The organism is Streptomyces sp. PU-14G (assembly GCF_041028275.1).
Classification (GTDB): domain Bacteria; phylum Actinomycetota; class Actinomycetes; order Streptomycetales; family Streptomycetaceae; genus Streptomyces.
In genome coordinates this window covers 1-1,117 of record NZ_JASKYT010000706.1, presented here as the reverse complement: position 1 = coordinate 1,117, position 1,117 = coordinate 1, and the positions used below count along the sequence as shown (strand labels likewise).

The following is a 1,117-nucleotide window of genomic DNA, read 5'->3' as shown; positions in this document are numbered from 1 at the left end:
GTACTGGTTCTTCTGGGCCGTCGCCTCCACGGCGAGCACGACGGCCCAGAAGAACCAGTACAGCCAGCCGATGGTGAACCCGGCCCAGCGGCCCAGCGCTCGGTCGGCGTAGGTGGAGAACGACCCGGAGGCCGGGTCGGCGGCGGCCATCTCGCCGAGCATCCGCATCACCAGGACGACCAGCAGCCCGGCCAGCGCGTAGGAGAGCAGGATGCCGGGTCCGGCGTCGGCGATGCCGGCCTTGGAGCCGACGAACAGGCCGGCGCCGATGACGCCGCCGATGGCGATCATGGACAGATGGCGGTTCTTGAGGCCTGCCTGGAGGCCGTCGCCGTCCTGCGCGGCCTCGGCGGCCCGGGGCGGCGGCTTCTGCGGCGGCTCCCCCGGCGTACGCGGGGTCTGCTGAGAACTCATGGGGCAGCCGGCTCCTCGTGGGGTCGTCTTTAACGAGCGTTCACATGTAAGAGCTCGTGCTGCCCACAACGGAAGAGACGAATCCGGATTGTTGCCCGCGCAACAGCGAACGGCGACGCAACGGGCAGCGGCCACCGCGTACGGTCACCGGCGTGACATACCGTGCCGCCTCGGCCGCCCTGCGCGGGGCCGCGCCCCGCGGGGATGACACACTCTCGGTATGCGCGTGTACCTCGGCTCCGACCATGCCGGTTACGAACTGAAGAACCACCTCGTCGAGTGGCTGAAGTCCGCGGGCCACGAGCCCGTCGACTGCGGCCCCCACCTCTTCGACGCCGAAGACGACTACCCTCCGTTCTGCCTCCGTGCCGCCGAACGCACGGTCGCCGACAGCGGCTCCCTCGGTGTCGTCATCGGCGGTTCCGGCAACGGCGAGCAGATGGCCGCCAACAAGGTCCCCGGCGCGCGCTGCGCCCTGGCCTGGTCCGCCGAGACCGCCGCGCTGGCCCGCGAGCACAACGACGCCAACCTCGTCAGCGTCGGCGCCCGGATGCACACCGCCGAGGAGGCCGTCTCCTTCGTCGAGACGTTCCTGAACACCTCCTTCTCGCAGGGCGAGCGCCACCGGCGCCGCATCGGCATGCTCGCCGACTACGAGCGCACCGGTGAGCTGCCCCCCATCCCCGCCCACCACCCGCAGGCC

General features: G+C 71.1%; 2 protein-coding genes. One reads left to right on the top strand and one right to left on the bottom strand.

Annotation, left to right across the window (positions count from 1 at the left end; genetic code table 11):
* Positions 1–414, bottom strand: a 414-nt coding sequence (locus AB8Z75_RS34850) for an amino acid permease (RefSeq protein WP_369209136.1), incomplete at its 3' end; no start/stop codon positions are given.
* A gap of 220 nt (positions 415–634) precedes the next feature.
* On the opposite strand from AB8Z75_RS34850, the gene AB8Z75_RS34845 reads away from it, so the two are divergent.
* Positions 635–1,117 (top strand): ribose-5-phosphate isomerase (locus AB8Z75_RS34845; protein ID WP_369209134.1); only part of this gene is annotated, 483 nt, incomplete at its 3' end.